Raw genomic sequence first — 25,587 nt, 5'->3', positions numbered from 1 at the left:
CCAGCGGGGGCCGAGCGCCCTGTGAGGGGCGAGCCGGCCGGAGTGGACGGAACGGGGGGGCGTCGAGCGTACGTGCGCCGCGACCCCGGTCGCCCGGTCGGCGGGTGAGCGCACCGCCCGCCCCGGCAGTGGGCGTGAGCGGAGAGCCGCCCCGCACGGCTTTCCGGCGCCCGCGCAGCGTCCCGGGCCGGCCCGAGGGGGACTCGGGTCCGCCGTGGAGCCACCTCCTCGTGCGCGTGCGGGCGCGCCTTGCCGGTCTTGAGCTGGATCAGGTCGGTCTTCGGTGAAACGGCTGCGCCGTCCCGGCGGCGTACCGCACTATGACTGCGGTCGGATGATCCGTTCTGCTCCGGTGGGCTCCATGGTGACCGGTTGAGATCCGTGGGGATCGGTCGAGACCGTGGGGACCGGTCGGGCGCCCTCGGAACCGTCGGGTTCCGTCGGGCTCCCTCGGAACCGTCGGTATCCGTCGGACCTCACCGGGCGGGGCGGGTCCCGCCGGCAATCCGTGACCGAGGATCCGGGGGTGCGATGGGACGGACGTGGGGGCAGGAGGACGTCGTCCTGCTGGCGCGGTGCGCGGTCGAGGCGGTGGCTCCCGAGGAACTCTGGCTGCTGGAGACGACGGCCGCGGTGTACTTCCGGCGGCCGCGGCGGGGCCGGCGGAACCGGAGGACCGACGACATGCTGGGCTTCGGCCTGGGCGATTCGGTGTCGGCGCTGACCATGACCGCCCTGGGCACGACCCAGGCGGTCGTGACTTTCCTGGCGGCGCAGACGGTGCAGGCGGCCCGCGAGGAATCGTCGGGAGTGCTGGGCGAATGGATCAAACGTCTGTTCGACAAGCTGCGCCCGGGTCAGCGCGGCCAGGGCGCCGGGGCCGCCGAGGGCGAGGCGGGCGGCGGCACGGCGGGGGGTGCCGGGGCGGGAGGTGCCGCGACGGGTGGTGGTGACGGGGCCGCCGGGGCGGATGCGGCCGGAGGCGGGGCGGCCGGCCGTCTTCCGACCGACGAAGTGGCGCTGGACCAGGCTGTGTTGCGGCAGATCTGCGATGTCGCCTACCGCGAGGCGAAGAGGCTGGGCGTGCAGCACACTCAGGCGGAGCTGATGGCGGCGGCCATCGTGGGCCGGCTCGCGATGGGCCGGCAGGTGCAGGAGTGAACCGGCGGCCCGTCGCGGCCGCCGATCCCTTCGCGGTGCCTGGTGCGCTGTGGCCGCGGTTCGTGCTGATGGCCGTCTGTGTCGTGGCGGCCGCCGCCGACCTCGCCGCCCTGCTGGCCGACGCCGTTCCGCCGAGCCCGCTCATGACGTCGAGCCGCTGCAGCGCGATGCTGTTCGCCGCCGTACGGGGCCCGGACGCGAACAGCAGACTCGCCACGTTCATGGCGTACCACGACGACTGCCTGATACCGCCCGACCCGCTGCCGGTCCCACCGGAACTGGCCGTCCTCGTCGTGGTCGGGGCCGGATGCCTGCTCCTGTACGGGCTCACGCCCTACGTGATCGTCCTGCGCCGCGGCCTCGTCCGCATCGACCGGATGCCGGAGCTGAGCCGGGAACTCTCCCGCCTGGCGCGGACCGCCGGCGTCCGGGTGCGGTTTCTCGCCGACCCGCTCAACCCCGGGATCGGCGGCCTCGCCTTCGGACACGTGGGCGCCCGCCGCGTCGTGCTCAACCGGGGACTGCTGGCGCTCGCCGTGACCGACCGGCCCGCGTTCCGTGCCATCGTGCTCCACGAACTGGCCCACGTCCGCGGCGGCGACCTCGACGTCAGCTACCTCACGGTGATTCTCTGGCGGGTGTTCGTGGGGGTTCTGCTGCTGCCCCTCCTGTTCCTCTTCCACGGCAAGGTCGACGGCGTCGACCGGTCACCGCTGGGCGGGGCCGGTTTCTGGGGACAGCTGATCGCCCTCGCGGCCGTGGTCCTTCTCAACCACAACGCCGTCCTGCGGGAACGGGAGTTGTTCGCCGACGTCCGCGCGGCACGCTGGAACGGCAGCGGGAAACCGCTGCTCGCCGTGCTCGCGGCCGCCGAGGCGGCCCAGGACGGCGGCGAGCGCGGGGCGAGCGGCCGTCAGAAGCCGTGGGGGCGGCCGTGGTTGCGCCGGCTGCTCGCCTTCCACCCCCTGCCCGCGGCACGCCGCCGGGCCATCGCCGATCCCGCGGTGGCGCTGGCCCCGAGCGTGTGGCAGTGCTTCGCCGTGGGTCTCACCATCGGCCTCACCTGGGCCCCGGTGCTCAAGAAGGTCTCGCTGGGCCTGGCGCACCTAGGAGTGCCGCCGGCCATGCGGTCGTTCCCCCTGGAGGCCATGACGGCCCTGCCCGTGGCGGCCGTCCCCGCCGGTGCCGTGGTGGCCCTGGGCGTGTGGCGGACGCTGCTCGCACGGTACGGCCCGCGCCCGCTGCTCAGATCCCAGCTGTTCGGTGCCGCCGCGGGCGCGGGCATGACGGCCGCGGGTCTCCTCACCGACCAGGACGCCTTCCTGGGGCCGTACATATTCCGTCTGCCGCTGCCGACGCGCCTCGCGTGGTGGGGGCTGCTGACCCTGCTGAGCTGTGTGTGCGTGCTCTGGACGGCCCTGGCGGCCCTGGCGTGGCGGCCGGCGCTGCGGGGCTCCCGGTCGGCACGGATCGTGTCGCTGCTCGGTTCGTCGCTGGGCGCGACGGTGTTCGGGCTGGTGCTGTCCTGGGCGTTCAGCCTGCGGGTCGAAGTGGACACGCTGGGCCTTCCGCCCCGCGAGTTCCTGCGGCGGTCGCTGCACGGCGCCGCCCCCCTGCTGTCCCTCTTCCCCGGCCGCACCGTGACGCTCACGCTGCTCGCGCTGCTGGTCGCCTTCCCGCTCGCCGGTCTCGCCTCCGCCGCGGTGGTCCGTCTTCGCGGCCGGGGCGGCGGGGCCGGCTGAGAGCTGCGGACAGAAGGGGGTTCCGATCAGCGGGCGGTGCCCGGTGCGTGCGATCGCAAGGCGCCGGAAGGTCCTCGTAGCGGAGCTACCAGGAACCTTCCGACAACGCGACGAGAGCGCGTGCCCGGCGCCGCCCGCCGGGGTTTTTTTCTGTTCGCGGCTCCGAGGGGAACGCTCCGAGGACGGTGGTCACGGCGGCGCTACGGCCGCGGGTCACCGGCCGTTTCGCCGGGTTCGACCACGCGGAAGCGTTCCGCGACGACGAGAGTGTCGTCGTCGACGACCGGGGTGCGCCCCAGGTACTCGCTCACGCCCTCGCTCCGGAAGAACTCCTCGTGGGCGGCCCGCCATTCGGCCACGCCGGAGTAACCGCGTCCCTCGGCCAGCGCGAAGTCGTCGTCGATCTCCTTCATGGGGACGACGCGCACGTCAACGAGTTCGATCGTGACGGCAGGACGGCCTTCGGAATCGAGCACCGAGAATCGCTGACCGGGCGCCGGCACCGGCTCCCGGGCGTGCTCGTAGATCTCCAGGAGGCCCGTGAGCGCGGTCTTTCGACCGCTCACGATCGCCGCCACACCGCGGTCACGTTCCGGTCCGGGGAAGGCGAGTTCGAGGGCCGGAAGGTCGTCATGCGCCATCCGGCGAGCGTACGCAGCGCACACCCGTCGATCAACCCGTCGGGCCCCGGCCGGCTCAGGTGAGGGGAAGGGGTACGTCCCGCCGACGCCTTCCGTGCCGGGACGCGGTTCACCGGGCGGAGCCGGCTCCCCGGCGCACGAGACGGTCAGGGTCCGCCTGCCGCCGGACGCCCGCCAGGACCCGCACGCCGCGATCACCGCTCCTGACCGACGGTCAGGGCCGGCCTGCGGTCACCGTCGGTCCGAGATCGCCGCTGACCTGCGGTCACCGCTGACGAGCGTGCGCCGGGAGCCGCCGTGCGCCGCGAGCCTGATCCTGGTCTAGGATCCCCGGATCGTCTCACAGGGGGAGGGCCCATGGCCGAGGACAGCGCGGTCACCGGCGGCGGCGCGGAGGCCGCCGCCGATGCCGTGGAGGAGGGGGCGGTGCGGCTGGTGTACCGCCCGCAGCCCGCCGACACACTGGTCGGCCTGCGGGTCCGGGCGCGGATCAAGCGGTGGGGGCTGGTGCTCCGCAGCGTGTTCCTCGTGCTGTGGGTGGGCCAATGGCTGGTGGGCACCGTCCACCGGGGCAGCGCCGACGTGGTCTCCACCGCCCTGTTCCTGTTCGTCGTCCTGGTGGTGGGCGGCTACCCCCGGCTGCAGGCCGGCCAGGTGCAGCGGCTCGTCGGATGGCAGGGCGAGTACCGCACCACCGTCTCGCCGGCCGGGATCACCGCCAGGAGCGACTACAGCACGCTCATCCAGAAGTGGGCGGTCCTCCGGGGCTACCGGGAGACACGCGGGCACTTCGTCCTGCTCAGCCGGGACCCCAGCATCATGTGCCTGGAGGTCCTGCCCAAACACGCCCTGAGCGCGGCCGAGGACGTCGACCGGCTGCGGGCCCTCCTGGACCGGCACACCACCCGCGTCTGACGCGCGCGGACACGGACCCGGCCCCCGCGCCGCACCCTCGCGCCGCACCCCTGGGCCGTGCCGAGCGGGAGCGGGCCGGCGTGCGGCCGGGGCCGCCCGGCGGGGCGCGCGGAGGTCAGCCGGCCGGCAGCGATTCGCCCTGGACGGCCTGGATGTCGAGTTCGACCTTGAGGGTGGTGCCGATGGCGGCGATGCCGGCCTGGAGGACCTGGTTGTAGTTCATCGCGAAGTCCTCGCGGCGCAGTTCGGTGGTGGCGCGGAAGGCGGCGCGGGTGCCGCCCCAGGGGTCGGCGCCGGTGCCGAGGTAGGCGAGGTCGAGGTCGACCGGGCGGACGACGCCGTGCATGGTCAGTTCGCCGCCGACCGTCCAGCGGTCCGGGCCGGCGACGGTCACGGCGGTGGAACGGTAGGTGATCTCCGGGTACTGCTCCGCGTCGAGGAAGTCGGCGGACTTCAGGTGGCCGTCGCGCATCGCGTTGCCGGTGTCGATGGAGCCGGCCCGGATGACGGCCCGGACCCGGGACTTGGTGACGTCGTCCGGCGCGATCTCGATGGTGCCGCCGAACTCGGTGAACCGGCCGTGCACGCTGGAGATGCCCAGGTGCTGTGCGACGGCGGCGACGGAGGAGTGCGCCGGGTCGATGGTCCACGGTCCCGGCGGGGGCAGTTCGGTGCCGCCCTGGCGGGCGAGTGTCACCGTGCCCGCCTCGGCCCGGCCGCTCGCGGTGACGATCGCGCTGGAGGCGGCGGGCGCGTACCCGACCGCCGTGACGATGACGGTGTAGGCGCCGGGGGCCAGTTCGGTGGTGTCCCGTACGGCGCCCTCGTGGTCGGCCTCGGCGCGCAGCACCTGCGTGCCCGTCATGTCGGTCACCGTGACGACCGCGTGCGACACGGCCCATCCGTCCCGGGTGCGGATCCTCGCGGTCAGTCCCATCGACGTGTACTCCCTGGAAAAGCGCTGCTGGTAAGGCGTGACGAAAAAGGGTGGGGGAAGAAGCCGGCCCGCGGCCCGGGGGCGTGTGCCGCTCCGCTCGTCGGCGAAAGCGTGCGCCCCCGCTGCCGCGGGCCGGTGGACGGCTACTCGCCGGGGTGGGCGAGTTCGATGTCGTGGCCGTCGACGCCGCGGCCGGCCACGGTCAGCGCGGTCGCCGCCGGCGGGTAGCCCGTCGCGATGACCGTGTAGTCGCCGCTGTCCAGATCGGTGAAGGCGTACGCGCCGTCCGTACCGGTGGTGGCGGTACCGACCACGTTGCCCGCCGCGTCGACCAGCGTCACGCGGGCGTCGGCGAGCGGACCGTGCGGGGCACGGACCACGCCCTGGAGCTGCGCGCCGGCCTGGAGGTCGATCTCGATCCGGGTGACCCCGGCTCCGCCCACCTCCAGCGGCAGGGCGCGCGGCCGGTGCCCGGCGGCGTTCACGGCCACGGTCACCACACCCGGCACCAGCTCGGCGAAGGAGAACTCGCCGTTCTCACCGGTGGTCCCGGTGGCCAGCAGGTCGCCGCGCACGTCGGTGACGATCACCATGGCGTCCTTGACCGGCGCCCCGCTCTCGGCGGAGCGCACCACGCCGCTCAGTCCGCTGGTGCCGCTGAGCAGGATGTCGTACGCCACCGGCTCGCCGTTCACGACGATCGTGGACGCCTGCGGCTGGAAGCCGTCCGCCGAAGCGATCAGCACGTACGAACCCGCACCCGGCGCGTCCACCGCGTAGGCGCCGTCGCCCTGCGCGACCGAGCGGCCGAGCTGGCGGCCCGCCAGCGAGATCAGCGTGACCGCGGCCTGCGGAACCGGCGCGCTCTCCGCACCGCGCACGTAGCCGTGCACGGGGATCCCGCCGCCGCTCTCCCGGGCCGGTTCGCCCGGCGCCAGGGTGGCGACGGCCGCGAGGCGCTGGGTGCTCTCCGGGCCGGGTTCGGTGGTGGCCGCTGCGGTGGCCCAGCTCGGCACCCGCTGCTCGGCGGTGGTCTCGGCCGGGGCGGGTGCGGCGGCGAGGGTCCGGGCGGCCTCGTCCGGCACCGCGGCCGGCGCGGGGGCCTCGCCCGCGTTCTGCTGCTGGGCGGCCTGGGCCAGGGCGCCGGTGGTGCGCAACGGGACCTCCTTGATGAACAGGACGACGAGGAAGGCGACGAACGCGCAGGGCGCGGCGTAGAAGAAGGCGTCGGCGATGCCGTGCCCGTAGGCGCCCTCCAGCCAGGTGCGCACCGGGGAGGGGAGCGCGTTCATGTCGGGCAGTTCGCCGCCGGAACTCATCGCCTTGGCGGCGGCGGCCCGCGCGTGCGGGCTCAGGGACGTGATGGTGTCCTTGGCGTGGTGGCTGATCCGGGTCGACATCACCGAGCCGAGCACGCCGACGCCGACCGCGCCGCCGAGGGTGCGGAAGAAGCTGACCGTCGACGACGCCGAGCCGAGGTCCTGCGGGGCGACCTGGTTCTGCGTGGACAGCACCAGGTTCTGCATCGTCATGCCGACGCCGACGCCGAGCAGCGCCATGTAGAGGGACAGATGCCAGTACGGGGTGTCGTAGCGCATGCTGCCCAGCAGGCCCAGGCCCGCGGTCAGGCACGCGCCGCCGGCCACCAGCCAGGCCTTCCAGCGGCCGGTGCGGGTGATGATCTGGCCGGAGACCATGGAGGCGACGAACAGGCCGCCGATCATCGGGATCGTCATGACGCCCGACATGGTCGGGGTCTTGTCGCGGGCCAGCTGGAAGTACTGCGAGAAGAACACGGTGCCCGAGTACATGCCGACACCGACGAAGAGCGAGGCGAGCGAGGCCAGCGCGATGGTGCGGTTGCGGAACAGGCGCAGCGGGATGATCGGCGCGCTCGCCCTGGTCTCCACCAGCACGAACAGCAGCGCCAGGACGATCACGCCGCCCACCATCGTGAACGTCTGCCACGACACCCAGTCGTACTTGTCGTTCGCGAAGGTGACCCAGAGCAGCAGCAGCGAGGCCGCGGCGGTGATGAAGAAGGCTCCGGCCCAGTCGACCTTGACCTGGCGCTTGGCGACCGGCAGGTGCAGCGTCTTCTGCAGCACCAGCAGGGCGATCAGGGCGAAGGGGATGCCGACGAACAGGCAGTAGCGCCAGCCCAGCCAGGAGGTGTCGGTGATGACACCGCCGAGCAGCGGGCCGCCGACGGTGGCGACGGCGAACGTCGCGCCGGTGTAGCCGGAGTAGCGGCCGCGCTCACGGGGCGCGATCATCGCGGCCATGATGACCTGCACCAGCGCGGACAGGCCGCCCGCGCCCAGGCCCTGGACGACTCGCGCGGTGATCAGCATGGCGGGGTTCTGCGCCAGGCCCGCTATGACCGAGCCCGCGACGTAGATCACCAGGGCTAGCTGGACGAGCGCCTTCTTGCTGAGCAGGTCGGAGAGCTTGCCCCACAGGGGCACCGAGGCCGTCATGGCGAGCAGCGCCGCGGTGACGACCCAGGTGTACGCCGACTGGCCGCCGCCGAGGTCCTTGATGATCGTCGGCAGTGCGTTCGTGACGATCGTCGAGGACAGGATGGCGGCGAACAGGCCGAGCAGCAGCCCGGAGAGCGCCTCCATGATCTGACGGTGCGACATCGGAGCGCCGTCCGGGGAGGCGCCCCCGTGCCTGGCGTGAGCCCGCACACCGGCTGGTGTGGTCGTTGCCATGGGCTTCCTTTACTTACGTGCTTGCGGGTGTACGGGTGGTCTCTTCGAGTACGGGCCCGGGGAGCCGGACCGGGGCGGACCGGCAGTCGCCGAAACTGGCGCGCAGCCGGGTCATCAGCCCGATCAGCTGGCCGACCTCGTCGTCGGTCCAGTCGCTCAGCCGCTCCGCGAGCAGGTGCGTGGTCCGCCGGGACAGGTCGTCGAGCCGGTCCAGACCCGCGGGCGTCAGGCGCAGGATGCGCGAGCGCTTGTCCGCCGGATCGGGCAGCCGGTCGATCCAGCCGCGGGCGGCGACGTGCGCGACGTGCCGGCTGGTCACCGACAGGTCCACGGCGAGCAGCTCGGCGAGCTTGCTCATGCGCATCTCGCCGTGACGCCCCAGCAGGGTCAGCACGGCGGCGGAGCCGGCCGGGCAGTCGGACGGCAGGATCCGCCCCAGGTCCCGTTTCACGGCGCCGACGGCGCTGAGCTGACGCGCAAGCTCCTCGTACTGCGCCCGCTCGGCCACCGCACCTCCCGTAATCGTTGCTTGTAACAACCATAGAGGTGGTTAATTGCCTCGGGCACCCAAATCGGCCCGTGCGGCGCAAAACCTTGGCAAAGGCAAACATTGCGAAGGTAAACGTCGTCGATGACCCCGGTCGGCGACCGGTCCGAGGCGCCGGCTCGTGGGGGCCCGCCCGTGGGGGCCCGCCCGTGAGGCCGGCTGCGGCGCGCCCCGCGGCGCCGCACGCTCGACACCGGGCCCCGGTGGCCGCCGGGTCGAGGGGATCCGTACCGGCCGGTCGCGCCGCCCTGCCTGCCCAAGCGGCAACGGTGCGGCGGAAGCGGACCGCGGAAGCGACACGGACCGCGGGGAGCGACGCGGACCGCCGGAAGCGACGCCCACCGACGGAAGCGAAGCGGACCGCCGGAAGCGACGCCCGCCGCAGGCATCAACACGCACCGCCGGGAGCGACCGCGCTCCGGAACCGGCGGAACCCTCAGTCTCCGGACCAGCCCCAGAAGTAGATCTCCCGCGGCGTCCCCCGGTCGTCGTGCGAAACCGCGCAGCGGCCTCGGACCCGCCCTCGACGGAGCCGAGGCGCTGTTCCTGCTGACCTCCGGCGACTTCGTGGCAGCCGGCGGCAGCCTCCCGGACGTCGTGGAGGCCGTCCGTGCCGGTGGTGTCCGGCAGATCGTCCTGCTGTCCTCGCAGGGTGTCAGCACCGGCGACCACACCTCCGGGCTGGAGGACGCGGTCACGCGGTCGGGCCTGGAGTGGACCATGCTGCGGCCGGGGGGCTTCCACTCCAACACGTTGCGGTGGGCCGCCGCGGTGCGCGGACACCGCACGGTGACAGCCCCGTTCGGGGACGTGGCGCTGCCGACGGTCGACCCGGCCGACATCGCCGGCGTCGCGGCCGCCGCGCTGACGGACCCCGCCCACACCGGCAACGTCTACGAGCTGACCGGGCCGGCAGCGGTCTCCCCACGGGAGCAGACGGCCGCGATCGGAGCCGCGCTGGGCGAGCCGGTGCGGTTCGCCGAGCAGAGCCGGTCCGAGGCCAGGGCGGAGATGGCGCGGTTCATGCCCGAGCCGCTCGTGGAACGCACCCTCGACATCCTGGGCGCGCCCTCACCCGGTCTGCGGCGCGTCGGCCCGGACGTCGAACGGCTCCTGGGCCGCCCGCCCCGTACCATCGCCCAGTGGGCGGCACGCAACGACGCGGCCTTCCGGTGACCCGCCGCGACCGCGGGGACCGGCCGATGCCGCGCAGGGTCCGGCCACAGCGTCTCCGCCGGGGACCGTGACCAGCACCCGGCCGGGCCGCGCCGGCCGCTGGCCGGTCAGCGCACCAGCAGGTCGACCACCCCCGTCAGGTCCTCCTCGCCGCTGCCCTCGGCCAGGCGGCGGCGCATCAACCGGAAGTAGGGGGCGAGCAGTTCGGGGCTGGCCCCCTGCTGCTCGGCGGTGCTCAGGAAGGTCGGCGTGCCGGCCACCTGCATGGCCAGGCTGGAGACGACGCCCTCGGTGTAGTCGCCGCTGCGCAACCGGGCGGCGGTCTGGTGGAGCGCCGGGGCCATCGCCGCGAGCCAGTCGGCCAGCAGCGGGGCGAACGCCACGGGGTCGATGTCCTCCTTGCGGATCAGGGCGAAGGCGTGCGCGGCACCGGCGAACATCCCGTACATCGCGCTGAGCAGCGCCACGTCGTGCAGGGCCGCGAAGCCCGCGTCCTCGCCGACGTAGGTCGTGCCGGCCGGGACGCTCAGGGTCTCCTGGTGCCGCTCGATCAGTTCCCGCGAGCCGCTGTAGAAGACGTAGCCGCCCGCCTCGGGGACACCGATCATCGGAGGGACGGCCATGATCCCGCCGTCCAGGTAGCGGGCACCGCGCTCGCGGGCCCAGCCGGCGCGGGCGCGGGCCTGGGCGGGGGTGCCGGTGGTCAGGTTGACCACGTCCCGACCGGTCAGGTCGGTGCCGGCCAGCACCTCGCCGACCGAGGTGTCGTCCAGCAGGCAGACGACGACCAGGGTGTTCGCCGCGACCGCCTCGGCGGCGGTGTCCGCGACCCTCGCACCCTCGGCGGCGAGTGCCGCGGCGCGGGCCGGGGTGCGGTTCCAGACGGTGAGGGGGTGGCCCGCGGCGAGCCAGGTGCGGGCGAGCGCGGTGCCCATGGCCCCGAGGCCCAGCAGGGTGAGGGGAGTCTTCTCAACAGGGGTGTGTGTCATGGCGGTTAGGCTGGTCTCCCGCCCGGAGGTGATCAAGTACGCACTTGGGAGTGGGTGGTTACCCCGGGGTGAGCGAGCACGTCAGAGGGGTGGGGCATGACGACGCTGAACCGGCCCGGCACGGCAGGCGGCCACGTCTGCGGCATCGACACCGCCATGGAGGTGATCGGCGGCAAGTGGAAGGTGCTGATCCTCTGGGCGCTGCACGAGCACCCCTGCCGTCGCTTCGGCGAGCTGCGCCGGCTGCTGCCGGGGATCACCGAGAAGGTGCTGGCCTCTCACCTGCGCGAGCTGGAGGCGGACGGGGTGGTGCGCCGCGTCTGCTACGACGAGGTGCCGCCCCGGGTCGAGTACTCGCTGACCGAGGACGGCACGCGCCTCAACGACGCGCTCGGGCCGCTGGCCGCCTGGGGCCGGGAGCGGCCGGCCCCTTCCGGCCGGGACGAGGAGGCCGGCCGGGATGTGCCGCGGCAGGAGGTCAGGCGGACTCCATCAGCTTCTTGAGCCGGGCGAGGTCGGCGGCGACCATGCCGGCGTCCCGCTCGAAGTCGTCGTCGCTCGTCCCCGGCCGGCGGCGGAGGGTGAACACCACCTCGCTGCCCGTGCCGTCGGCGATCACCCGGACCGGGTTGTGGACGGTCTCCCCCGAGGGCAGGGTGACGTCGTGGTCGAGCACGCCCAGCTCGTTGCGTGGCGTGAAGGCGACCTCCACCCGCCCCATGGGGGAGGACGGCGCGACCCATCGGCCATCGGTCTCCTCGATGGAATCTCCCAGCCCCTCGGCCCACGCGGGCAGGTTGGCCGGGTCCGACGCGTACGCGTAGACGTCCTCGACGCCGCGGTCGATGCGGACGCTGAGGTGGCGTGATGCGTTGCCGGTGCTGTTCATGGCAGTCACGGTAGCGGGCCGCCGGCACCGTCCTCTTGAACGAATCAGACAGGGACCGGGCCGGCCCGGCGCTCCGGGGCCGCCGCGGCGCGGGGGCCGCGGGTCAGAAGGCGTAGCGGAGGGTGAGCCAGGGCGGGTGCGCGGCGATCAGTTCCCGTACGCGCTGCACGGCGGCCCCTTTCAGGCCGGTGCGGTAGCGGACGTCGTCGTCACCGTTCTGCGAGCGCTTGGCCTGCTGGAGTTCCGGGCGCGGCATGAGGTAGGGCATGAAGTGAGGTAACGCCTGGTCCCTCCATTGTTCTCCCTCGTCCCCCCGTCCGTTCTCCCTCGTCCCCCGTCGGTGCCGATCGTGTTCCGACCGGGGCCGTACCGGCCTCCGCGGCGGGCACGGGACGTCGTCTCACGCAGGGACGCCCGACCACCGTCCGCCCGCCGGCGCCGGGCGGGACCGGGAACGTCAACAGATCACCCGGCAGTGCCCCACACGAGCGAGCACGATTCGCGTCACCTCGACGGGTGCGCGATGCGTGCGGCGGCCTTGCCGCGCACGGCGACCACGCGCGCAAACACATCGTTCCGGACAACAGGGACGGCCGGCCATTAGATTCGCTTATCAGGAGAATCGTTCCGCTGGGGGAACCTTCGGGTGCATCGTCCCTGAGCGGAAAGGAGTCGTCCGCATGGCCGACTGGAAGCAGATCAGCGGTGGCCTGGTCCGGATCGCGGTGGGGTCCCGGACCAGCGTCTGGGGAGTGAACTCGGCCGGGAACATCTACCGTTACACGAACAACGACGCCAGCCCGTGGCAGCAGGTCCCCGGCGCACTCACCGACATCGGCGCGGGCGCGGACGGCACCGTCTGGGGCGTCAACTCCGCCGGGAACATCTACCGCTACACCGGCGACCAGGACACCAACCACTGGAAACAGATCAGCGGCGCTCTCGTACGGATCGCGGTGGGGTCCCGGACCAACGTCTGGGGGGTCAACTCGGCCGGGAACATCTACCGTTACACGAACAACGACGCCAGCCCGTGGCAGCAGATCCCCGGCGCACTCACCGACATCGGCGCGGGCGCGGACGGCACCGTCTGGGGCGTCAACTCCGCCGGGAACATCTACCGCTACACCGGCGACCAGGACACCAACCACTGGAAACAGATCAGCGGCGGCCTGAAGGCCATCTCCTCGGGATCGCGCACCACGGTGTGGGGTGTGAACGCGGGCGGGAACATCTACCACTACACCAACAACGACGCGAACCCGTGGGTGCAGATTTCCGGCGCACTCACCGACATCGGCACGGGCGCGGACGGCACCGTCTGGGGCGTCAACTCCGCCGGGAACATCTACCGCTACACCGGCGACCTGCCCGGCTGACCCTGGACCTCGCCGCCCCCGGCGGTGCCACCGGGGCGGGGCCGCGTCCGGTGAACCGTCGGCTGCCGCTGTGGGGGTATCGACCCCAACCTCCGGCGCTCACCGGTGACTTGAGGGTTCCGTCACGCCATAGTGACCGGCATGACCACTTCACCACGTGTCACTGGCGCACCAGGAAGGGCCGGCGCGACGCGGCGCACGGCGCTCGGGGGACGGCCGCCGGCCCGGCGGAGGGCGCTGCGGGGAGCCGGGCTCGCCGCGGCGGCGGCCTTCGTGACGGCGCTGCTCGCGGCACCGGACGCGACGGCCACGGCCCCGGCTGCCGGGGCGACGGAGACGGCCGCCACGGCCACGGCGGCCGCGTCCACCGGTTCCGGTCGGGGGACGGCGGCCCTCCACTGGCGGGCGTGTCCGTTCCCCGGTGCGCCGGAGGAACTGCGGTGCGCCTCGGTCCGGGTGCCGGTGGACTACGCGCACCCCGAGGGGCCGACCACGACGGTGACCGTGGACCGTCTCCCGGCGACCGGCGCGCACCCGGTGGGCAGCCTGTTCTTCGATCCGGGCGGACCCGGCGGTTCGGGCACGCGGGCCGTGTACGCCGAGTCCCTCGGCTCCAAGGTGTTCTCCGCCGCCACCCGGGAGCACTTCGACGTGATCGGCCTGGACCCGCGCGGCATCGGGCTCAGCACTCCGGTGCGCTGCGATCCGGCGCTGCTCAACCGCCGTGTCTCCCTCTTCCCGAAGGACGAGGCCGCCTTCGAGCGCCTGGTCACCCGCAACCGGGAACTGGGCGAGAGCTGCCGCCGGCTCACCGGGCCGCTCGTGGACCACGTCGACACGGTCAGCGCCGCACGCGACCTGGAGGCGCTGCGCCGGGCGCTCGGCCAGGGCAGGCTCAACTACCTGGGGCTGTCCTACGGTTCGCAGCTCGGCGCCACGTACGCCGCCCTGTTCCCGCAGCACATCCGGACGCTCGCGCTGGACGGCGCGCTCGACCACTCGCTGCGCACGACGAGCCTGTTCCGCGACGAGGCGCACGCCTACGAGGACGCTTTCGACCGGTTCACCGACTGGTGTGCGCACACCCCGTCCTGCGCCCTGCACGGCACCGACGTGCGGTGGCTCCTCGACACCCTGGTGGCGAGCGCGGACCGTACGCCGCTGCCGGCCCCGCAGTGCGCCGAGGCGGGCGACTGCCGTGCGACCGTGACCGGGGAGGACATCCGGCTCAACCTGCAGAACCTGCTGCTCTTCCCGGCCCGGCGCGACAACGCGGCCCGCGCCCTGCGGCAGGCCGCGGACGGTGACGCCTCGGCGTTCTCGCCTGCGCTCGCCGCCGGGCCGAGCGACGCCATCATGAACGGCAGCGGCATCGCGGTCGAGTGTCTCGACTGGCCGACGCCGGTCCGGACCCTGGCCGACCTGCGCCGGCTGCGGCGGCTCGGCGAGGCGTCCGCGCCCCGGCTCGGCGGCGCGTCCCAGTCGTGGACCATTCTGACCGGGTGCGCGGGCCGGCCGGCACCCGTGGTGAACCCGCCGCGTCCGCTCCGGGTCCGCGACGCGCCGCCGATCCTGATCACCAACGCCACCCACGACCCGTCGACGGCGTACCCGTGGGCGCTGCGGCTGCACCGCGGGCTGGCGTCGAGCGTGCTGGTGACCCGCGAGGGCGACGGCCACACCAGCTACCTCGCCCACGGCACCAGTCACACCCGGGACGCCATCGACACGTACCTGCTCACCGGCCGGACCCCGGCGCCCGGCACGGTCTACGCCGACTGAGCGGGCCGTTCCCGCAACCGCCGCACCGCCGCCCCGCCTCGAAACGGCGGCGGCCCCCGCAGGACGGAGCCCGGACCCGCGGGGTCCGCCGCGGGTTTGCGAGGCCGTGCCGGGGCACTCTTCGGTCATGGAGGACAGCCGACCCGCCCGCCCACCGGCCCGTGCTTTCGTGCTGGGCGGCGGCGGTGCGCTCGGTGCCTACGAGGTCGGCATGCTGAAGGCCCTCTTCGCCGCCGGTGTGTATCCGGACCTGGTCGTCGGCACCTCCGTCGGCGCGATCAACGGTGCCGCCGTCGCGGCCGACCCGTCGCGCGCGTCGGTGGCCCGGCTCGCCGACCTGTGGACCGGTCTGGGGCGGGCCGGCGTGTTCTCCGGATCGCTGCTCGGGCGGCTGGGCACCGCCGTGCGCAGCGGCACCCACCTGTACCACCCCACGCCGCTGCGCGACCTCCTCTCCTCCCACCTCCCGGTGACGCGGGTGGAGGAGCTGGCCCTGCCGTTCCAGTGCGTCGCGGCGAACATCGAACGGGCCGCCGAGCACTGGTTCGCCGCCGGGCCACTGGTGGACGCCGTACTCGCCTCCTGCGCGGTGCCCGGGCTGCTGCCGCCCGTCCGGCTCGACGGCGAGCACTACGTCGACGGCGGCCTGGTCAACAGCATCCCCGTCGGCCGCGCGGTGGCACTCGGCGCGAGCGAGGTCTACGTCCTTCAGGTCGGCCGCGTCGAACGCCCGCTCTCACCGCCGCGCGCCCCCTGGGAGGTGGCGCTGGTGTCGTTCGAGATCGCCCGCCGGCACCGGTTCGCCCGCGACATGGCGGACCTGCCGCCCGGCGTCACGGTCCGCGTGCTGCCGTCGGGCTCGGCACCCGAGGAGGGCACCGGCACCCTGCGACAGTTGCGGCACCGCAGCTTCGGGCGGACCGCCGAGCGCATCGAACGCGCCTACGCGGCCTCCTCCCGGTACCTCGACACCGCCCTCGGCCGCGCCCGCGGCACGGCGGACGGCACGTCCGACGGCCCGCCATGACCGTCCCGGGTGCGCGTGCGGGCGGCCCGGCACGGCTCACGGGCCCGCTGATCACCGGGCTGCGCCGGACCCTCACCACGGCGCTGCTGCTCGCCCTCCTGCCCGTGGTGGCCGCGCTGCTCGTGGTCGCGGCCCTGCTGTGCGCGCCGGTCTCGCTCGCCACGCGCGGCCCCTGGAGGCCGGTACGGATCGCGTCCTTCGCCCTGCTGTACCTCGTGGTGGACCTGGCCGGGCTGGTGACCGCCGCCTGGCTGTGGGCGCGCCGGCTGCCCGAGGGGCGGGAGGGTGCGAAGCGGCGCGCCGCGGACGCGTTCGCCGTGCTGGAGAGGCTGCTGAGCGTGCTGCGGCGGGCGGGCCAGCGGCTCTTCCGGCTCCGGGTGGAGGTGACGCCCCCGCTGCCGGACGGGTGCGGGGGTGCGGCGGGGCCCCTCCTGGTCCTCGCGCGGCACGCCGGGACCGGTGACTCCTTCCTGCTGCTGCAGACACTGCTCGGCCGGGCCGGGCTGCGGCCCCACACCGTCCTGAAGCGGTTCCTGCGTGCCGATCCCGCTCTCGACGTCCTCGTCGGGCGGGTCCCCCACTGCTTCCTGCCCTCCTCCGGCGGCCGGGACCAGGACGCCATCGGGGACCTGGCGGCGGGGCTGGGCCCGGGCGACGCCCTCGTGCTGTTTCCGGAGGGCGGCAATTTCACCCCGCGCCGCCGCAGGCGTGCCATCGCCTCGCTGCGCCGCCGGGGGTCGGCGGCCCGGGCGCGGCGGGCGGAGCGGATGCACCACGTCCTGCCGCCGCGGGACGCCGGTGCTCTCGCCGCCATCGCCGCCGCTCCCACGGCCGACGTGGTCTTCGTGGCGCACACCGGCCTCGATGTCGTCCACTCGGTCCGCACCGCCTGGAGCCGGCTGCCGCTGCGCGAGAGCGTGCGGGCGCACTGGTGGCGCGTACCGGCGAGCCGCGTGCCCGCCGGGGACGACGCCCGCAGCGAGTGGCTGCTCACGCAGTGGGCCCGCGTCGACCGCTGGACGGCCGGCCACGCCGGCCCGGACGCGACCCACGCGTAGGCCCCGCCCGCCGGGCACAGACGCACGCATGAGGCCCCCGCGCGCGGGCGCAGATCCTCGCGTGAGGGCCCCGGACCCGGGCGCAGACGGCACGCGCGAGCCCCGCCGCCCGGGCACGGACCCCCGCGTGAGGCCCTCACGCCCGGGCCACAGATCCCCTCGTGAAGGCCCTCACTCGCGGGTACAGACCCCTGCGTACGGCCCCGCCCCGGCCCCGCCCGTCCGGGCGCGGGACAGATGCGGGGCCCCGCCGTCGAGGGACCCGCGGACGGTGGCGCGGTCCCGGCCGCGGCGCGTCACAGCGAGGCGGTCGTGCTCTCCCCCGACGCGCTGCCCGCCAGCCACTTGTCCCAGCCGAGGTTGAAGTCGGCGTATCCGTTGTCGGGATCCGCCTCGGCGCGGGGCGAGCCGGTGATGGTGACGGGGTCGCCCTGCTTGACCTGGTCGTAGAACCACTTGGCGTCCGACAGGGAGAGGTGCACGCAGCCGTGCGAGCCGCGGGCGCTGCCGCTGCCCGGCTGGGGGTCGCCGGTCGAGTAGTGCACGTAGGTGCCGGACTGGGTGAGGTGGACGTCCCAGGGCAGCGTCAGGTCGTAGAAGTTGGGGCTGCCCTTGTCACAGCTTATGCCGACGCTGCAGGAGGTCATGTGGACCTTCTTCTGCTTGTCGATGACGGCCATCGTGCCGTTCCACGTCGGGTACTGGGCGCTGCCCGCGTTGATGGACAGGGTGCGGACCGCCCTGCCGTTGCGGGTCACCTTCATGGTGTGGCCGCGCACCGAGACGGCCGCGCGCACGTCGTCGCCCACCTTGAAGGTGTGCGTGTAACCGTGCACGCCGTAGCGGCCGTTGCCGTTGGCGACGCCGGTCAGGTCGGCGTCGATCTTCACCGTCGTACCGGAAGGCCAGTACTTCTCGGGCCGCCAGTCCGCGCGCTTGTCGCCGAACCAGTGCCAGGCGCCTGCCACCGGCTGCGAGGCGCTGACCTTCATGTGCTTCTCGACCGTGGCCCGGGCCTTCGGCGCCACCGGGTTGCTGAAGACCACCGAGATCGGCATGGCCACCCCGACGGTGGTGCCCGTCTGCGGGGTGATCGTCTCCAGCAGCATCGGCGGCCCCGCGGGCTTCGTCGGTGACGGGGAGGTACTGGCACCGGCACCCGGCTTGTGCGAACCCTTCGCGTCGGCACCGGTCGCCCGGTCACCGCCGTCGTGCCCACAGGCGCTCGCGCCCACCAGCACCGCGCCCATGACGAGTGCGATCCCTATGCCGCCCCTGCGCCGTCCCATGCCCTGCCTCGCTCTCTCGACTCCGATCCCGACGGGCCCACTCCCCTGCCAGGCTCACTCCCCTGTCAGACGGTGAAGGCGTGGGGACGGGTTCCCCGGTACTTCGCAAAGCGTCTCTCAAGATTCGCGCCGTGAGCAGGTCCATCGGGGTGGTGTCCGCGAACGGTCGCGGACGGTTCCCGACTGCCCCCTGCCGCACGCCTCTTGACCCGCCAATTGGTGCAGTCCAATAGTGGTAGCGCTCCCACCCCCACCTCCGGTTCCCCTTGCTCCCCACCCCCCTCCTCCTTTTCTGCCTTCCGGCCCCCTCCCCCCTCTCCCCCCTCCCCCTCTGCTCTCCGGCTCCCCCTGCCAGGCGTCAGCCCCCACACCCACCCAGGAGGCCTTGTGCTCTCCCGTCGTGCCCTTCTCACCGCCGCGGCGGCCACCGCGACCGCTCTGCCCCTGACCGCCGCCGGTACCGCCACCGCCGCCCGCCCGCGAGCGGGCGCCTCCGCCGCCTCCCTGCCGATCGCGCTCGCCGACAACTCGGGCGGCTCCGCACCGGTCTACGCCTACATATCCGGTGCCGACACCTCCGGATGGCCCGGTTTCGTCACCGCAGACGGCGTCTTCCACCGGCTGCCGAGTCCGTCTGCGGTCCTGACCCCGGTGCCCGACTACTCCATCGCGCTCGGCGGTCCGGGTTCCGCGCCCACCCGGCTGACGCTCGGCGACTACGTGATCGGCGGACGCGTCTGGTTCTCGACCGGGCGGAAGATCCAGTTCTTCGTCAACCCGCCGGGCGGCAACGGCGGCGTGCCCGGCCTGGTGCAGCCCGGCTTCACCAGCACCGACCCCAACTGGACGACCAGTTGGACGTTCTGCGAGTTCACCTACAACGCGGCGAACCTGTACGCCAACGTCAGCTACGTCGACATGGTCGCCCTGCCCGTCTCGATGGCCACCACCGGCGCCGCCGGGAACCAGTCGGTGCCCGCGCTGCCCTCGGGGGCCCTGACTTCGATCGCCTCCGGGCTGCGGGCCCAGCACGCGGCGGACGGGGCACCCTGGGACCAGCTCGTGGCGACCGACTCCTCGGGCACGGTGCTGCGCGTGCTGGCGCCCTCCCACGCGCCCACGGACTTCGGCGCGTACTGGCGGCCGTACCTGGACCGCGTGTGGGACTACTACCGCACCCACACCCTCACCGTGGACGGGCAGGGGTCCGTCGGCGCGTACTCCGGGACCGTCAGCGGCGACGTGCTCACGTTCGCCGGACTGGACACCCACGGGGTGCCCTTCACCAAGCCCTCCGCCGCCGACATCTTCGGCTGCGCGAGCGGGCCGCTGTACAACTCCGGGCCCGACGCCCGCGCCGCCGTCGCCGCGCGCCTCGCCGCCGCCCTCAACCGCTCCAGCCTCCTGGTCCCCGGAGGCGCGTCGCAGCCGAACGGAGTCACGCCCGCCCAGTACTACACGGAGCCGGTCACCAACCACTACGCCCGCCTGGTGCACCAGTACGCGGCGATCGGCTACGCCTTCCCGTACGACGACGTCGGCCCCACCGGCAGCGCCCCGGTCGACGGCCACCTCCAGGACCCCGCGCCCACCTCCTGGACCATCACCCTGGGCCCCGGCGGCTCGGGGACGGTCCCGCCGCCCGGAGGTGGCGGCACGAGCGCCTACTCCACCATCCAGGCGGAGGACTACACCGCCCAGAACGGCACGCAGACCGAGACCTGCACCGACACCGGCGGGGGCCGCGACGTGGGCTACCTGGCGGCCGGGGACTGGCTGAAGTACACCTCGGTGGACTTCGGGAGCGCGTCCCCGGCGCAGTTCCTGGCCCGGGTCGCCTCCGGAGTCGGCGCGGGCGTCAGCGGCGCGATCCGTGTCCGGGTGGACAGTGCCACCGGACCGCAGATCGCCGAGATCGACCTCGGCTCCACGGGCGGCTGGCAGAGCTGGCGCACCGTGCCCGCCAACATCACCCGCGCGGTCACCGGTGTCCACGACCTCTACCTGACGTTCGCGGAGAGCAGCGTGGAGTTCGTGAACGTCAACTGGTTCACCTTCACCCGCTGACCCTCACCGGCACACGCCGCGAGGACGTGACGGGCCGTCGGTCCGGGCGCCGCCGCGCCGGCGGGGGCAGGACACCCCGAGCCCCTGGGCCCTCTCGTCGAATTCCCGCCTGGCCCGCCCTCCGGGCGACGACGGGAAGGGGACGAGAGGGTTTAGAGCTGCGAACAAAAGTGGGTTCCGATCAGCGGGCGGTGTGCGGTGCGTGCGATCGCAAGGCGCCGGAAGGTCCTTGTGGCGGAGCTACCAGGGCCTTTCGGCAACGCGGCGAGGGCGCGTGCCGGGCGCCGGCCGCCGGGGCCCACTTTTGTTCGCAGCTCTTAGGCGGACGGGGCCGGAGGGCGGGCGTCGTACTCGGCGCGGGCGGTGTCCATCTGGGCCAGGTGCGTGGTGCTCCACTCCAGCAGGGGCAGGGTGGCCTGGCGGAGCGTCCGGCCCATCGGGGTCAGTTCGTAGGTGACGTGCGGCGGCATGACGTTGCGGACGGTCCGGGTCAGGATTCCGTCGCGTTCCAGGCCGCGCAGGGTGACGGTGAGCATGCGCTGGCTGATTCCGTCGACGGCACGCTTCAGTTCGGTGAAGCGGCGCGGTCCGTCGCTGAGGTTGCGCACGACCAGCAGCGACCACTTGTTGCCGACGATGTCGAGCACTTCGCGGGTCCGGCAGGGGTCCTCCCCCACCGGCCGCGGCTCGCCGTCCGCTGCGCTCATGGTTACCTCCCGGGAACCGGGGCACCGAAAAGTGCCTGATTGTCGGAACGTGGCGGGCGCGCCACGATGATTCCGGTTCTCGAAGAGTACCGAGGCACCAGCAGGAACCACCGCGTCTGTGTGCCTCCTCACCCCGAAGAGGGAGATCGTTTTCCCATGACGTCGACATTCCTGCTGGTACATGGCGCCTGGCACAGCGGCCGGTGCTGGGAGCGGGTGGTCCCGCTGCTGGAGTCGGCGGGACACCGCGTGTTCGCACCGTCGCTGACCGGCTACGGCGACAAGGCGCACCTCCTCGGTCCCGACGTGGGTCTCGACACCCACGTCGAGGACGTCCTGCGGCTGATCGACGAGGAGGACCTGACCGACGTGGTCCTCGTGGGGCACAGCTACGCGGGGCTCGTCATCTCGTCCGCGGCCAACCACGTCCCGGACAGGATCGCGCACCTCGTGTACCTCGACGCGATGGTCCCGGAGCACGGCGAGACCGCCGCCGACGTCCAGCCCGTGACCCGCGACCTGATCGACCGGGCCGTGACGTCGGGCAGTGGGTGGCGCGTTCCGCCGCTGCCCGAACTGCCCGCTCCCTTCGGCCTGTTCGGGGTCACCGACCCGGCGGACGTCGCCTGGCTGCGCTCGATGCTCTCCGACCAGCCCGTGCGCTGCCTGCAGCAACCGGTCCAGCTGGACAACCCGGCCCTGCGCGCGGTTCCGCGTACGCACATCCACTGCGTCGGCGTGCGGCCGGAAGGCATCGTACGGCGGCCCGTTCCCGCGATTCAGCCCAACGGTTCCCCGGCTCGCGTCCGGGAACTGCCCACCGGGCACGACTGCATGATCACCATGCCGGCCGAACTGAGTGAACTCCTGCTCAAGCTCGACTGATCCCGCCGCGCGGCCGGACGGCGGATCCGGCGACGCGGCCGACGGGGCGGCGCGGTGACGCGGAGGGAAGGGCGGGGTGGCAGGCGGGTGCGACCGGGCCGGGGCCGCCCCCCTCCCGCCGGACGCCGGCCGTGGTGCGAGCGGACCGCACGCTCGGACGCCGTAGGCCCGGACCGGCCGTTCACCGGCTGTTCCTGATCAAGCGTCACTTAGCATGCCCGGGACCAGTGTTGCAGCCGATGAGGTGCGCCCGCAGCGTGCGCCCACCGTCCCGCCGCGGGGCCGGGCGCACCGAAGGAGCCGGGCGTACGCTGCTTGGTCAACCGATCAAGGGGAGGAACAGCGGCGATGAACGACTCGGGCGGACGCGGAGGCTGGCTGCGCGGGAGGCGGCAACGACGCGTGCGGCAGAACCTCGACGCGCTCCAGGGCACGCTGGCGACGATGGGCATGACCTACCGGAGCCTGACGGAGCGGCTGGACGGCCTGATCGGTGACGGGCAGGTCGAGGAGGCACTGCGGCTGGCCGAGGCCGCACGGGCCGGCGGGCAGCCCGACCTGCGGGCGGCGGCCGAGATCGTCACCTGTCTGCTGGAGACGGTGAACGGTCGCCACGCCGAGGCCCTGGCGGCGCTGGACCACGCGCTGGCGCTCGCCGGAGCGCAGGCGGAGCCGGACGTCGCCTACCACCGGGGCGCGATCTACGCCCGGACGGGAGACCTCGCGCGGGCGGCCGAGCAACTCGCCCTGGCCGCCGCTTGCGACGTGGAGCGGGTCGCGGTGAACGCGTCGCTCTCCCTGGGCCACCTGTACGCGGAGGCGGGGGAGGACGAGCGGGCGCTGCCGTTGCTGCGCAGGGCGCACGAGTGCGGTCAGGCGCCCGTCGTGACGCGCGCGGCGTTCGATCTCGCCCTGCTGATGCGGCGCGCCGGTGACCTCGCGGCAGCCCGCGCGCTGTACGAGCAGGCAGCGGCCGACGACAGCACCGCGATGGCGGGGCGGGCGCGGATACAGCTGAGCGAGGTGCTGACCGAACTCGGCGCGTACGACGAGGCGAGGGCCTGCCTGGAGGCGGTGGCCGAGGCGGACCCCGACCCGCACCTCGCCGCGGCGGTGGCGATCGACGTGGCCCGGATGTACCACGCGGAGGGCGACCCGCGGGAGGCCGAACGGCGGCTGCGGGCGGTGGCCGCGGCCGGGGACCACCGGCACGTGCAGCGCGCCCGGCTCGTGCTCGGCACACTGCTCGCGGAGTCCGGCGAGACGGAGCGGGCGGTCGGTGAACTGCGGGCCGCCGCGGAGGGAGACGATCCGGGCCTGAGCCAGGAGGCCGCCTTCCGCCTGGCCGGCGCGCTGCGCGAGGACGCCAGGTTCCTGGTCACCGCCGACCCGGCCACGGTGCTGCCCCTGCTCGACCTGGCGCCGGGCCCGGTCGCCGACGTCTACCGCACCTCGGCCGAACTGCACGGCCCCGCCTCCCCCGCCGTGCGCCGCCAGGTGCTGGCGCTGGACGCCGCGCGGCGCAGGGATCCCGCGCTGTCGGCGCGGATCAGCGCGGTGGCGCTGCCGGAGGCGCCCGCACCGCGGTGGGGGCGTGTCGAATGGTCCACCGGCACTCGGCTCGGCGGGTTCCGCTTCACCGCCGCGGCTCACGAGGGCCCGGTGACCTGCGTGGCCACGGCCACGGTCGACGGCCGGCCGGTCGCGGTCACGGGCGGCGCGGACGGCGCGGTACGGGTGTGGGACCTGACCACCGGCCAGGAGAGCGGGGCGGCCCTGCGCGGCCACGAGGGCGAGGTGGCCTCGGTGGCGGTGACCGCGGTGGACGGCCGTACGCTGCTGGTCAGCGGGGGACGCGACCGGACCGTACGCCTCTGGGACCTGGCGGCCCGCCAGGCCGTGTGCCCGCCCCTGACCGGCCACTCCGGCGGGGTGACCGCGGTGGCCACCGCCGTGGTCCGCGGCCGTGCGGTGGCGGTCACGGGCGACGAGGAGGGAGTCGTACGGGTCTGGGAGGCGGCCACGGGCAAGCCGGCCGGCGCTCCCCTGGCCGACGGCGCAGCGGTGCGGGCGATGGCCACGGCCGTGATCGGCCGCCGCACGGTGGCGGTCACGGGCGACGAGGAGGGAACCGTACGGATCTGGGACCTCGCCAAGGGCAAGCAGGTCCAGCAGCCGCTGCGGCTGCACGACACCGGGGTGGAGTGCCTGAGCACGGCGGTCCTGGACGGCCGCCCGGTCGGCGTCGCCGGCAGCCTGGGCGGTCAGGTCGTCGTGTGGGACCTGGCGGGCAACGAGCAGGTGGGCGCGATGCTCACGGGCGAGGCCGGCGAGTTCGGCGGCACGGCGGGCGCGGCGCTCGCATGGCCGGGCGGCCGCCCCCACGTGGTGACCGGCGGCTCCGCGCGCGTGGCCCGTATCTGGGACCTGGCGACCGGCGAGGAACGGGGATCCGTCTTCACCGGTTCCGGCGGCCGCATCGGCGCGCTGGCCGTCGCCGAGGCCGGGGGGCGGGTCCTGGCCGTCCTGGCCTGCGCGGACGGGAGGATCCGGGTGTGGGAACCGTCGGTCGGCACGGCGCGGCCCGTCCCGCCCTCCGGTCACCGCAACTTCGTGGCCGCTCTGACGACGACGGAGCTGGACGGCCGGGCGCTCCTGGTCAGCGCCGACGAGGGCGGCACGGGCCGGATATGGGACCTCGCCACGGGCGAGCCGGTCTGCGAGCTGGCCGGTCACGCGAACATGCTGACGGCGGTGGCGACGGCGGAGATCGAGGGCCGCCTCACCGTGGTCACCGGCGCCCGCCACGAGACCGTCAGGCTGTGGGACCCGGCCACCGGTGCCCAGTCGGGAGAACCGCTGGCGCCCGACGGGGGCGTCACGTCCCTCGCGACGGCACGGCTCGACGGCCAGCCCGTCCTGGTCACCGGCGACGGTGAAGGAGAAGTCGGCATATGGGACCTGACGCGCCGCCGGTTGCTGCACGGTCCTCTGCCGGGCCACGACGACGACGTGGAGGGCGCGGCGTTCGCGCGGCTGGAGGGCCGGACCGTCGTGGTCACCGTCGACGCCGCCGGCGCGGTCCTGGTGCGGGACCCGGCGACGGGCACCCGGGTCGGCACGCCTTTCTCCGTCCTGGAGCTGCCGGACGGGGACGGGGACGAGCCCGACGAGTACGTCGAAGCGGTGGCCACCGCGGTCCTCGACGGCAGGCCCGTCCTGGTCGCGCTCTGCGAGGTGAACGACAAGGCGGTCCTGCGGCTGTGGGACCTGGCGACCGGTACGGCCCTCGCCGGGGACCTGGCGGTGCACGACGTCCATGCCTCCGCGCTGACGACGGCCGTCCTGGACGGCCGCGCGGTCGCCCTCACCGGTGGCGGTGACGGCCGGGTCCGGGTGTGGGACCTGGCCGGCCGTGAACAGGTCGGCCCCGACGTGGTGGTGACCGCCCCGGTCGGCGCCGTGGCGCTGGCACCCGACGGCCGGCTGGCCGTGGCCTACGACTCGGAGGTGACGGTCCTGGCGCCCGGGAGCGCAGAGGCCGAAGGGACCGTAGGAGGCTAAGAGCTGCGAACAAAAGTGGGTTCCGATCAGCGGGCGGTGTCCGGTGCGTGCGATCGCAAGGCGCCGGAAGGTCCTTGTAGCAGAGCTGTCAGGGCCTTCCGGCAACGCGGCGAAG

The 25,587-nt window shown here is 73.9% G+C and carries 21 protein-coding genes; 12 read left to right on the top strand and 9 right to left on the bottom strand.

Annotation, left to right across the window (positions count from 1 at the left end; all coding sequences use genetic code 11):
* Positions 1-531: 531 nt before the first annotated feature.
* Positions 532-1,161, top strand: a complete 630-nt coding sequence (locus tag AC6I72_RS37340) for a hypothetical protein (RefSeq protein WP_498006218.1) — start codon at positions 532-534, stop codon at positions 1,159-1,161.
* The gene (locus tag AC6I72_RS37335; protein WP_498006216.1) at positions 1,158-2,903 is read left to right on the top strand and encodes a M48 family metalloprotease; all 1,746 of its coding nucleotides are present in this window, start codon (positions 1,158-1,160) and stop codon (positions 2,901-2,903) included. Before AC6I72_RS37340 ends, AC6I72_RS37335 begins: the two co-directional genes overlap by 4 nt.
* 200 nt (positions 2,904-3,103) lie before the next feature.
* Here the strand turns inward: AC6I72_RS37335 and AC6I72_RS37330 are convergent, their stop codons facing one another.
* Positions 3,104-3,544: an ASCH domain-containing protein gene (locus AC6I72_RS37330; protein ID WP_498006214.1), complete on the bottom strand. Its 441-nt coding sequence runs from the start codon at positions 3,542-3,544 to the stop codon at positions 3,104-3,106.
* 357 nt (positions 3,545-3,901) lie between these two features.
* On the opposite strand from AC6I72_RS37330, the gene AC6I72_RS37325 reads away from it, so the two are divergent.
* Positions 3,902-4,459 (top strand): YcxB family protein, encoded by a 558-nt coding sequence (locus AC6I72_RS37325; RefSeq protein WP_498006212.1) that lies wholly within the window; start codon positions 3,902-3,904, stop codon positions 4,457-4,459.
* A 115-nt stretch (positions 4,460-4,574) separates the two neighbouring features.
* On the opposite strand, the gene AC6I72_RS37320 is transcribed toward AC6I72_RS37325, so the two are convergent.
* The 3 genes from AC6I72_RS37320 to AC6I72_RS37310 all read right to left on the bottom strand — a co-directional run bounded on the left by AC6I72_RS37320 (position 4,575) and on the right by AC6I72_RS37310 (position 8,621).
* Complete coding sequence (locus tag AC6I72_RS37320; protein WP_498006211.1) at positions 4,575-5,396, bottom strand: YceI family protein; 822 nt, start codon at positions 5,394-5,396, stop codon at positions 4,575-4,577.
* Between the two features lie 143 nt (positions 5,397-5,539).
* A complete protein-coding gene (locus tag AC6I72_RS37315) occupies positions 5,540-8,041 on the bottom strand; it encodes an MFS transporter (protein ID WP_498006209.1) in 2,502 nt (833 codons plus the stop codon).
* A gap of 85 nt (positions 8,042-8,126) precedes the next feature.
* Positions 8,127-8,621, bottom strand: coding sequence for a MarR family winged helix-turn-helix transcriptional regulator (locus AC6I72_RS37310; protein ID WP_498001593.1), 495 nt, complete (start codon positions 8,619-8,621; stop codon positions 8,127-8,129).
* A 198-nt stretch (positions 8,622-8,819) separates the two neighbouring features.
* Here AC6I72_RS37310 and AC6I72_RS37305 point away from each other — a divergent pair, with 198 nt between their 5' ends.
* Positions 8,820-9,836 (top strand): NAD(P)H-binding protein, encoded by a 1,017-nt coding sequence (locus tag AC6I72_RS37305; protein WP_498006465.1) that lies wholly within the window; start codon positions 8,820-8,822, stop codon positions 9,834-9,836.
* Between the two features lie 107 nt (positions 9,837-9,943).
* Here the strand turns inward: AC6I72_RS37305 and AC6I72_RS37300 are convergent, their stop codons facing one another.
* Positions 9,944-10,825, bottom strand: a complete 882-nt coding sequence (locus tag AC6I72_RS37300) for an NAD(P)-dependent oxidoreductase (RefSeq protein WP_498006208.1) — start codon at positions 10,823-10,825, stop codon at positions 9,944-9,946.
* 96 nt (positions 10,826-10,921) lie between these two features.
* Between AC6I72_RS37300 and AC6I72_RS37295 the strand changes: the two genes are divergently transcribed.
* A complete protein-coding gene (locus AC6I72_RS37295) occupies positions 10,922-11,329 on the top strand; it encodes a winged helix-turn-helix transcriptional regulator (RefSeq protein WP_498006206.1) in 408 nt (135 codons plus the stop codon).
* On the opposite strand, the gene AC6I72_RS37290 is transcribed toward AC6I72_RS37295, so the two are convergent.
* Together AC6I72_RS37290 and AC6I72_RS37285 are read right to left on the bottom strand one after the other, a co-directional pair.
* Positions 11,304-11,714, bottom strand: a complete 411-nt coding sequence (locus tag AC6I72_RS37290) for an SRPBCC family protein (RefSeq protein WP_498006205.1) — start codon at positions 11,712-11,714, stop codon at positions 11,304-11,306. The two genes, AC6I72_RS37295 and AC6I72_RS37290, sit on opposite strands and share 26 nt — an antisense overlap.
* A 103-nt stretch (positions 11,715-11,817) precedes the next feature.
* A complete protein-coding gene (locus AC6I72_RS37285) occupies positions 11,818-11,982 on the bottom strand; it encodes a hypothetical protein (RefSeq protein WP_498006203.1) in 165 nt (54 codons plus the stop codon).
* Positions 11,983-12,394: 412 nt separating this feature from the next.
* Between AC6I72_RS37285 and AC6I72_RS37280 the strand changes: the two genes are divergently transcribed.
* From AC6I72_RS37280 to AC6I72_RS37265, 4 genes are all read left to right on the top strand, one after another.
* Positions 12,395-13,093, top strand: a complete 699-nt coding sequence (locus AC6I72_RS37280; RefSeq protein WP_498006201.1) for a tectonin domain-containing protein — start codon at positions 12,395-12,397, stop codon at positions 13,091-13,093.
* Positions 13,094-13,234: 141 nt separating this feature from the next.
* On the top strand, positions 13,235-14,875 hold the full coding sequence (locus AC6I72_RS37275; protein ID WP_498006199.1) for an alpha/beta hydrolase: 1,641 nt from the start codon (positions 13,235-13,237) through the stop codon (positions 14,873-14,875).
* 127 nt (positions 14,876-15,002) lie between these two features.
* Positions 15,003-15,902, top strand: a complete 900-nt coding sequence (locus AC6I72_RS37270) for a patatin-like phospholipase family protein (RefSeq protein WP_498006197.1) — start codon at positions 15,003-15,005, stop codon at positions 15,900-15,902.
* Positions 15,899-16,960 carry a lysophospholipid acyltransferase family protein gene (locus AC6I72_RS37265; protein WP_498006195.1) on the top strand — a complete coding sequence of 354 codons (1,062 nt, stop codon included), beginning with the start codon at positions 15,899-15,901 and terminating at the stop codon, positions 16,958-16,960. The genes AC6I72_RS37270 and AC6I72_RS37265 overlap by 4 nt, the downstream gene beginning before the upstream one ends.
* A gap of 296 nt (positions 16,961-17,256) precedes the next feature.
* Here AC6I72_RS37265 and AC6I72_RS37260 read toward each other — a convergent pair whose 3' ends face one another.
* Positions 17,257-18,249: a L,D-transpeptidase gene (locus tag AC6I72_RS37260; RefSeq protein WP_498006194.1), complete on the bottom strand. Its 993-nt coding sequence runs from the start codon at positions 18,247-18,249 to the stop codon at positions 17,257-17,259.
* Between the two features lie 387 nt (positions 18,250-18,636).
* Here AC6I72_RS37260 and AC6I72_RS37255 point away from each other — a divergent pair, with 387 nt between their 5' ends.
* Positions 18,637-20,316, top strand: coding sequence for a beta-1,3-glucanase family protein (locus tag AC6I72_RS37255; protein WP_498006192.1), 1,680 nt, complete (start codon positions 18,637-18,639; stop codon positions 20,314-20,316).
* A 317-nt stretch (positions 20,317-20,633) separates the two neighbouring features.
* On the opposite strand, the gene AC6I72_RS37250 is transcribed toward AC6I72_RS37255, so the two are convergent.
* Positions 20,634-21,023: a winged helix-turn-helix transcriptional regulator gene (locus AC6I72_RS37250; protein ID WP_498006190.1), complete on the bottom strand. Its 390-nt coding sequence runs from the start codon at positions 21,021-21,023 to the stop codon at positions 20,634-20,636.
* Positions 21,024-21,179: 156 nt separating this feature from the next.
* Here AC6I72_RS37250 and AC6I72_RS37245 point away from each other — a divergent pair, with 156 nt between their 5' ends.
* Positions 21,180-21,908, top strand: a complete 729-nt coding sequence (locus tag AC6I72_RS37245; protein WP_498006189.1) for an alpha/beta fold hydrolase — start codon at positions 21,180-21,182, stop codon at positions 21,906-21,908.
* A gap of 348 nt (positions 21,909-22,256) precedes the next feature.
* Positions 22,257-25,472 (top strand): tetratricopeptide repeat protein, encoded by a 3,216-nt coding sequence (locus AC6I72_RS37240; protein ID WP_498006187.1) that lies wholly within the window; start codon positions 22,257-22,259, stop codon positions 25,470-25,472.
* Positions 25,473-25,587: the final 115 nt, after the last annotated feature.

Source organism: Streptomyces sp. Xyl84 (assembly GCF_059731885.1).
This window is presented reverse-complemented; position numbering and strand designations above follow the sequence as displayed.

Excerpts from the sequence above, each read along its gene's own strand:
- AC6I72_RS37340 (WP_498006218.1), top strand. The coding sequence starts at position 532 with ATGGGACGGACGTGGGGGCAGGAGGACGTCGTCCTGCTGGCGCGGTGC.
- AC6I72_RS37330 (WP_498006214.1), bottom strand. The coding sequence starts at position 3,544 with ATGGCGCATGACGACCTTCCGGCCCTCGAACTCGCCTTCCCCGGACCG.
- AC6I72_RS37325 (WP_498006212.1), top strand. The coding sequence starts at position 3,902 with ATGGCCGAGGACAGCGCGGTCACCGGCGGCGGCGCGGAGGCCGCCGCC.
- AC6I72_RS37320 (WP_498006211.1), bottom strand. The coding sequence starts at position 5,396 with ATGGGACTGACCGCGAGGATCCGCACCCGGGACGGATGGGCCGTGTCG.
- AC6I72_RS37315 (WP_498006209.1), bottom strand. The coding sequence starts at position 8,041 with ATGTCGCACCGTCAGATCATGGAGGCGCTCTCCGGGCTGCTGCTCGGC.
- AC6I72_RS37300 (WP_498006208.1), bottom strand. The coding sequence starts at position 10,825 with ATGACACACACCCCTGTTGAGAAGACTCCCCTCACCCTGCTGGGCCTC.
- AC6I72_RS37295 (WP_498006206.1), top strand. The coding sequence starts at position 10,922 with ATGACGACGCTGAACCGGCCCGGCACGGCAGGCGGCCACGTCTGCGGC.
- AC6I72_RS37290 (WP_498006205.1), bottom strand. The coding sequence starts at position 11,714 with ATGAACAGCACCGGCAACGCATCACGCCACCTCAGCGTCCGCATCGAC.
- AC6I72_RS37285 (WP_498006203.1), bottom strand. The coding sequence starts at position 11,982 with ATGCCCTACCTCATGCCGCGCCCGGAACTCCAGCAGGCCAAGCGCTCG.
- AC6I72_RS37280 (WP_498006201.1), top strand. The coding sequence starts at position 12,395 with ATGGCCGACTGGAAGCAGATCAGCGGTGGCCTGGTCCGGATCGCGGTG.
- AC6I72_RS37275 (WP_498006199.1), top strand. The coding sequence starts at position 13,235 with ATGACCACTTCACCACGTGTCACTGGCGCACCAGGAAGGGCCGGCGCG.
- AC6I72_RS37270 (WP_498006197.1), top strand. The coding sequence starts at position 15,003 with ATGGAGGACAGCCGACCCGCCCGCCCACCGGCCCGTGCTTTCGTGCTG.
- AC6I72_RS37265 (WP_498006195.1), top strand. The coding sequence starts at position 15,899 with ATGACCGTCCCGGGTGCGCGTGCGGGCGGCCCGGCACGGCTCACGGGC.
- AC6I72_RS37260 (WP_498006194.1), bottom strand. The coding sequence starts at position 18,249 with ATGGGACGGCGCAGGGGCGGCATAGGGATCGCACTCGTCATGGGCGCG.
- AC6I72_RS37250 (WP_498006190.1), bottom strand. The coding sequence starts at position 21,023 with ATGAGCGCAGCGGACGGCGAGCCGCGGCCGGTGGGGGAGGACCCCTGC.
- AC6I72_RS37245 (WP_498006189.1), top strand. The coding sequence starts at position 21,180 with ATGACGTCGACATTCCTGCTGGTACATGGCGCCTGGCACAGCGGCCGG.
- AC6I72_RS37240 (WP_498006187.1), top strand. The coding sequence starts at position 22,257 with ATGAACGACTCGGGCGGACGCGGAGGCTGGCTGCGCGGGAGGCGGCAA.